General features: G+C 58.9%; 4 protein-coding genes and 2 pseudogenes. 5 read left to right on the top strand and 1 reads right to left on the bottom strand.

Annotated elements, in window-relative coordinates:
* The 5 genes and pseudogenes from H8A95_RS40680 to H8A95_RS40660 all read left to right on the top strand — a co-directional run.
* A partial coding sequence (locus tag H8A95_RS40680) for a hypothetical protein (protein ID WP_229188128.1) occupies positions 1–374 on the top strand: 374 nt, incomplete at its 5' end.
* Positions 375–555: 181 nt separating this feature from the next.
* Positions 556–1,404 carry a nodulate formation efficiency C protein gene (locus H8A95_RS40675; RefSeq protein WP_229167411.1) on the top strand — a complete coding sequence of 283 codons (849 nt, stop codon included), beginning with the start codon at positions 556–558 and terminating at the stop codon, positions 1,402–1,404.
* A gap of 1,774 nt (positions 1,405–3,178) precedes the next feature.
* Positions 3,179–3,310 (top strand): annotated as a pseudogene (locus tag H8A95_RS44295) (thermonuclease family protein); the annotation flags it as partial.
* A 21-nt stretch (positions 3,311–3,331) separates the two neighbouring features.
* On the top strand, positions 3,332–3,733 hold the full coding sequence (locus H8A95_RS40665; RefSeq protein WP_229188129.1) for a sunset domain-containing protein: 402 nt from the start codon (positions 3,332–3,334) through the stop codon (positions 3,731–3,733).
* Positions 3,734–3,767: 34 nt separating this feature from the next.
* Entirely contained in the window at positions 3,768–4,487 is a 720-nt protein-coding gene (locus H8A95_RS40660; RefSeq protein ID WP_229167413.1) for a carbonic anhydrase, read from the top strand.
* Between the two features lie 707 nt (positions 4,488–5,194).
* On the opposite strand, the pseudogene H8A95_RS40655 reads toward H8A95_RS40660, so the two are convergent.
* A pseudogene (locus H8A95_RS40655) lies at positions 5,195–6,326 on the bottom strand (8-amino-7-oxononanoate synthase).
* Between the last annotated feature and the right edge of the window lie 929 nt (positions 6,327–7,255).

Here is a 7,255-nt window from a genome sequence, read left to right as displayed (position 1 = left end):
TATCGTTGCAGCGCCGCATTTCGCGAAAGAAGCGCAGTGGTCCCTTCGCCGCCGATGCCAAAAGCAGGGTAGAGATGAACGCCAACGTTCCGGTAGCCCAACCAAACCGTTCGACGGCGGCAAAGTGTTCCCACAGTCATCAGGAACTTGGCAGCAAGGCGTTCGCCTGCGCGTCGAAGATCCGATACGCGACAAGGGATGAACAAGCCGGGGCGGATCAGCTGAATGGAAACATTGAAACGAGCGCAAGTCGGAAAGTCGACAAACACAACACGAATCCGGTGCGAATTGCCGGCTGTTTCCTGGCACGAACAATGCAAGCCCTCGGTTGCCCGGGGCTTCTCCTCCTGGGCAGGTCCACCACAGCAAATTGAGGTTGTGGCTGGCCCACTGAAGTTAGCGGCGCGTGACATAGAGCGGACAGCGCCAGCTCGCGCGGGACATCAGCGGGCGCCCGCGTCACGTTGCCGCTAACTTCTTCCAATTCGCGCATAGCATTGAAGGCTGCCCGCTCTGGAATTGACGTGTGGATGAAAATCGGATGGTCGGGCGGCTATGAAGAGAATGTCTACAAGAGGCGTGCTTTGGTTTTGTCTCCATCAATCGCTGATCTGCCTGGCCGGGTTGGCTGCGACGAGCAACAGTCTGCGCGCCAGCGAGAGCGTCCTCGTCGAGAGAGTCAGGTCGACGTGGCGAGCGCAAGACGGTGAAACGATAGAACAGATTGTTTCCAACGTTTCGAAAGTGGCGCAGTTCGTCCCTGGAAACTGGGGAATCGCCGAAGGAATCGACCGAACTGAATATGTTTACCTTTCCTGGACCAGGCATCAGGATAATAAATCAGACGAACACTACGTTATTACCTGGAAGATCGGGACCGATGGGAAGATCGAAGTTGCGTCTCCGTATGCGAAGCCGATCGAACTGGGCTGGCGCGCCCTGGCGCTTTCGTTGATCGCCAGTGAAATCACCGATGGCGAAAAAAACGCAAATCTTCCCTTTCTGCATAATCCGGTCAATTTCAACTTCGTGACGACCGCGCAAGGCAAGCTCGGCAATCTTCTGCGGCACGGCCGCTGCCATATCATCGAACCCATTGTCGTGGACTACGTATCGAAGGCGAATGACAAGCCGACGGAGAAAGGTGATCGGTGGCGCGTTCTGCTGTTGGTGAACTGTAATATACCAGGGCCTCGCTATTTTACCCGTAACGGGGTCATCACCTTCGAGAAGCGCGAGGGACAAGATTGGGAGCCGCAATCCTTCCTTGCCAAGCGTCTCGCGGCCTTTCCTCCTGGCTCCTGGTTCGATCACATAGAGCCAAATGAACACGAAGCGTTAGAGGGGACGCGAAAAGCCTCGGCAAATGGTCGCACAGAGCAAGATGGCAGCGCTGCTCATTGATCGCTGAGCCCCTCGGGCCAACGGCGAGGCACATGCGCTCTGAAACGCATGTCCTGTTATGCCTCGGCAAGGCGAGCCTCTCGCAGCCTGCAGCCCGCCATGGGAAAAGTCAGTCAGCTCTCGGCCCTTTCCTCCAGGAGAAGAGCTCAGCGGCGGCGTAGTAGCTTACGAGAGCCGGTTGGCCGCGCCGCGCGCAACGCAGTGAGAGGAGACAATCTGCGACGCCGCGAGCTCGCCATGCCATTCTTCACGGGACTAGACTAGAAGATGCCTGAGGCCAAGCCCCGATCCGGCGTGCGCGCAGCGCATCGCACGACCAATAGGCACCCGCAGGAGCGTGAGCATAGCGACGCCGAAGGCGGCACGCGGGAGCGAGTGCAGCGACGAGACCGGTTAAGAGGGCCCCCGGGAACGGGGCAGTGATAGCGACGCCGTCATACTTGATGACGGCGGGCCCCTTTCCCGAGTGACCCCGGCGAGGAGCTCCTCAGCCTTGCTGCGAGGGATCGAAGACCGAATTGGGCCAGATCTAAATTTCCTCGCGCGCATTCGTCTGAGCGTCATAGATCCTGATTTGAAGCATGGGGAAACGCTTCTTTAGTTCTGCTCCACCTGCCCTGGCACCGTCTCTGGTTGCAAATTCGGCTTTCAGGCGGCCGTCTACTTCAAGCGTGTAACAAGAGACCGGCAATTCACGGGTCGCTGCAACCATTTCATTCCCATTGTGCAGTGAGTTAATTAAGAATGATGGATAGCGTGAGTCGGCTAAATCCTGCCAGAGCTACCTGCCGGAGTGCAGTCATTGCCAACAATTGTTGTGGATTGATTCATCGCACTGCATACCATCAAGATGGCCATTCCAATAAGGCGGGCGGACGTCTTTCCGTTTGCCCGGTGCATGCACGATAAAGCCAGGGCTCGACCTTACCGTCCTTTCAGATTCCCTGCGGCAACGCTCACACTCATACCGAGCTTCGTGATCTCCATCGTTCGAACATTGACGCAACCTCCCATTGCGCATGAGTCGCCATGCAATCCCCGCTCGAGACCGGACAGATCGCGGACCGAGGCCGACATACAAGGTTAGGGTCCATCTTCAGTCAGAGAAAGCCGGATCAGATTTCTTTCGAGCAATCGGCCTCCTCGCAACTGGCTTGCGGTGAAGTTTCCTCAACATTATCGAACCGCTGGCAGCCCTGTCTAACGATGGAAATGACAAAGGAGTAGCGACGTTGCTGATTCCGCGCTGACGTCCGCTCGGCCGCTGAAGCCGGAAGCGACACGCTTTTATCCTCAGGCCCGAGAGAAATATCCCCGGGGTTCGCCTTTTTCCTGCGTCGCGAGTTCGTCAGCTGAGCACGGAGCTCCGGTCGACAGCATGGGAGGCGAGCCCAGAGAGAGCCCAAACGCACACCGCAAAATGCACACTGAAGAAATCGCTTGAACCTCACGCTGCGTTAGGTCGTAGGTTGAATCATGACCAGCTTTGACAAAGCAAGCGTCGAACAATGCAGGCCAAATGACGCAGTTGTGCGGTCAAGCAGTCGAATGTAGCGAGGCCGGATCGTGCGACTTTATGAGCTGATGAACAAGAACGAAAGGCTGTAAGGATGAAACACCGCATAATGATGGCAGCACTGCTCGCTGTCGTCACATCTCCGGTTTGCGCGGCGAAACTCAGCGGCCCTCCGCACATCCTCGACGGCAACACAATCGAGATCGAGCAAACTAGGATTCGGCTCTCAGGTATCGAGGCGCCAGAGACTGATCAGATTTGCCTCGACGCCATGGCCGCAAATGGGCCTGCGGCGTAGCTGCTCGCGACGCGCTTATCAATTACTCGAATGGACGAACGTGGGATTGTCAGACCGCAGGAGTAGACAAGTACGGCAGATCACTCGGCAGTTGCTTCATCGAAGGCCAGGACGTGAACGCCTGGATGGTAAGCTCGGGCTGGGCACTGTCGTCGGGTCCCTACACCTACACCATCTATGAGGTGGTGGCGAGCAATGCCTTCGCGGGCCTGTGGTCGGGGGCGTTCATCGCGCCCTGGGACTGGCGTCGCCGCAACAAGGGGTCGATCATCGTCGGCGCGAGCTCGGTGCCGGGCGACGCTCAGGAGCTCCTGCTCGGATCCGCTCTGCTATCGGACCCGCCCTCGCCCGAGTGTCTGATAAAGGGCACGGTGGACCGCAACGGCGAGCGCACTTATCACTCGCCCGGGCAACTCAGTTACGCACAAATCGACATGACGAAGAAGCCGGCTGAACGCTGGTTCTGCAGCGAAACTGAGGCCGAAGCCACAGGATGGCGTAGAGCCGCGCAATGAGGTGACACCCATGCATGCAGGCCGTTCCCAGAGGATGTCCTATCCGATCAAGGTCGCGCCTTCGCGCCGCTCACTGTTGCTGTTCGCTATTTCGGCATTAGTCCTGCCGTTTGGCAACAATATTGTCGACGCGAAGCAAGCAAAAGCGCCGCCCAAGCCGGATAACCTGCTCTCGCCAGATGTTGCGCTGAAGCGGCTGATGGAGGGCAACGATCGCTATGTGCAGGGCGCATCGCGAGGGCACGATCTTAAACGCGAGCGCGAACTCTTAGTCGATGGTCAAAATCCATATGCGGCGGTTCTGAGCTGCGCCGATTCCCGTCTAGCGCCCGAACTTGCCTTCGACAGCGGACTTGGTGATCTGTTTGTGCGCCGCCTCGCCGGCAACTTCGCCAACGACGACACGCTAGCTAGTATGGAGTATGCGGTCGCCGTACTGAACACGCCGCTGATCCTGGTACTTGGTCACGATCATTGCGGCGCGATAGAGGCCACAATCAAATCGCTTGACGAGGGTAAGCCGGCGCCGGGGCATACTCCGTCCCTCGTCGCTGCGCTTGCGCCTGCCGTAAGAGGATCTCGCCAGCAAACCGGCGATACGTCCGCCGATGCGATCCGGCAGAATGTGATTGATAACGTCAATAAGCTCAAATCCGCCAGCCCGATTTTGAGCTCGGCAGTTGCGCAGAACACACTGAAGATAGTCGGGGGTCTATATCGGCTCGAAACCGGCAGGGTCGACCTGCTGGGCTGACGCTGGCTTTCGCACGGCCGACCAGCCGTATGCAGCCTGGCCGGCCTTCGATTGAGCGCCGCGAGATTTGCTCGTCCATTGGGACGCAGCAAACGCTCCGGATGTGATCCGTTCCACGATTGTCATAGCTTTGGGATAGGCTTTGGTATGCGCGGTCTCTTGATACTCATCATATTCTTCGTACTTATGTTGGCGACGCGCGGCCAGCCCCAAGAACAACTCGCATCACGGCCGGCAACGTCCATGTCTGCACGTTGATGCGCCGAGCCAACAGAGTTGAATCGATCGCCAGATTGCGCGCAGGCGCGCCAGACTCCGAGCCAAGCCTCCGGAACAGGCGGGAATTCCAGACAGAGATCTCGGCCGCCCATTCCGCCATGACACCGATGCAGATCGGTCCTGCTCAGGTCAACCGGCTCAACCAGGGCTGAAGATCACATAGAGCAGAATTACGACCACGACCGCTGTCCAGCCCGCCGATGTTATGAAAAATGCTACTCGCGTCGGCATCGGACGGTCTCTCCTGCATCGGCCAATGAAGAGACCGCCAGTGTCGGAAGAGCAGACTCGTCGAATCTGCCCTGAGCTCTTTGGATCAGTATAAACCGGAAGTCTCGCGCGCACGAGACTGCGATCACCGATCGGAGGGGCGCGCGCCGGCGCGCACCTTTGAAGATCGTTTACCGATCCGGACGTCGGCCTCGCGATCATGATTGACGAACTCCCCAAGTCTCTTCGACCAACGCATCAATCATATCGGATACATCATCTTGCCCGACATTAAGCGTCAGCGAGATCCGCAACCTCGCCGTTCCCACAGGCACTGTCGGCGGCCGTATCCCGCGGATATCAAAACCGCGCACCTTCAGTGCAGAGGCGAGCCGCATCGCCCGCGCGTTGTCACCCACGATGTACGGAATGATCTGTGAGTTCGAACGGCTCGGGCGGCCGCACGTGGCGAGCTGCCGATGTGTAAAATCGACAAATCGATCAGGCGCTGCTGCCGATCTGGCTCCTCCTGTAGGATCAAGAGCGCTTCCCGAGTAGCGACGGCCATCAGGGGCGATGGCGCGGTGGCGAAAACGGATGGACGGCACCGATTGACCATGAAGTCGCGCAATACACCGGAAGCAGTGACAAGCGCGCCCTCCGTCCCCAGCGCCTTCCCGCAGGTGGACCACCAGGAGATTTTCGCGGCCCTCATAGGGCGCGGTGAGCCCCCGTCCCTGCTCGCCGTAAACACCTGCCTCCTCCACGACCAGGAACGCGTCGCAGCGCTCGGCGATTACGACCAGATCTCTAAGCGGCGCGAAGTCTCCGTCCGTACTGTAGAGGCTATCCACCACGATCCAGACGCGTCCCCTCCGCCCTTGGCGTGCCAGTCGCCAATCGCATCTTCGACCGACTGGGGGTCATTATGGGCGCTTATCCGGAACTCGGCTCGGCCCGCTCGTGCGCCTTCGTGAATACTGGCGCGCACGAACAAATCGAGAACAAGCAGATCGCCCGCTGCGGCAGTGTTGTCAAAAGAGCGAAATTTGCGATGTAACCGCCGCCGAAGAACAGCGCTGTCTCCGCTCGGAAGTACCGCGCCGCCTCCGCTTCGAGAGCTTCGTGCTCCTCACAATTGCCGCGCAGGAGCCGTGACCTACCAGCTCCGATCGGCGTGCCGGCATCGAGCGCGGTGAACAGAGCCTTCTTCATACGTGGCGCGCTGGCCGGTGCCAGATAATCGTTCGAAGAAAAATCAGTTCCTGCGCGCGACTTTAGGCCGCGCAGCTGATCGTCTTCTTTCAAGGCTTCCAGGGCCGCGACATCTCCACTAAGCGGCGTGTTCATTGATCAAATATCCTGCCGCCCGCAGCAGGGGCCGCGATCGATCGAGTCTTCGTGGCACAGACGTCGGCGCACAGATGTCGGCTTGTGTCACCGACAAATTTGCGAGCAGATCGGGCCGCGCAAGCCGAAGAAGCACGGTGCCTCCAGTCCGTCGGACATGGACCGCCGTCCAGCGAAAGCAAGCCCCATGCTCGGCTGAATCAAGATTCTGACCGTCGCGACCAAGCGCTCCGGGATCGCTCAGCGGCGCCACCAATTGCAGCTCTTGACTTCGTTTCATAACGTGAACGAGCAAGCAGGACGAGCATGCCGACGCGATCCTCGACACGCTTGCCCTTGCCGGTGATGCCGACGCTGCTCATCTTGATGCCAGCGGCACGCGGAGACATCTGCGCCCCTCAATCGTCCCACCCAAAAAGCCCTCCGGAACGGCCGCTGACAGAGTCAACCAGTTGCGGTGCGGACCATTCCGCCCTCGCGACCTATGCTGGCAGATTGGGCACCCTCACGCGCGCGCAAACTTCGTACAGATCGAACAAACGCGCGCTCGCTCGACGAGCGTGATCTAACTGTATCATAAGCGCACGCTTCGTACCCCAGCGCTCGCGACATCATACCCAATTTCGGCGCGTCAAATGACGACCTCCTCGGCACGCGCGTCGGCAACCGCGCCGCCGTTGCGGCGCGGGCCATCTCACGATAACTATTTGACCGATTTGCAACAACAGCTTCGGGTCATCTATGATTCGTCACATCGCGCTGACGGTGATCGGGCCGACGCCCGGAACGCTGAGCAACCTGGCAGCTTCGGGTTCCGTACGGCAATGCCTTCGCATTTGAGCTTCGAGAGCATTGATCTGAGCAGTTAGCAGTTAGGGCGACGAGCTGGTCAGCCAGGATATTCAACGGTGCTCGTACCGCATCGGGGA

The sequence above is a fragment of the Bradyrhizobium oropedii genome (assembly GCF_020889685.1).
Classification (GTDB): Bacteria; Pseudomonadota; Alphaproteobacteria; order Rhizobiales; family Xanthobacteraceae; genus Bradyrhizobium; species Bradyrhizobium oropedii.
This window is presented reverse-complemented; position numbering and strand designations above follow the sequence as displayed.

Coding starts and splice junctions, on each gene's coding strand:
- H8A95_RS40675 (WP_229167411.1), top strand. CDS start 556: ATGAAGAGAATGTCTACAAGAGGCGTGCTTTGGTTTTGTCTCCATCAA.
- H8A95_RS40660 (WP_229167413.1), top strand. CDS start 3,768: ATGTCCTATCCGATCAAGGTCGCGCCTTCGCGCCGCTCACTGTTGCTG.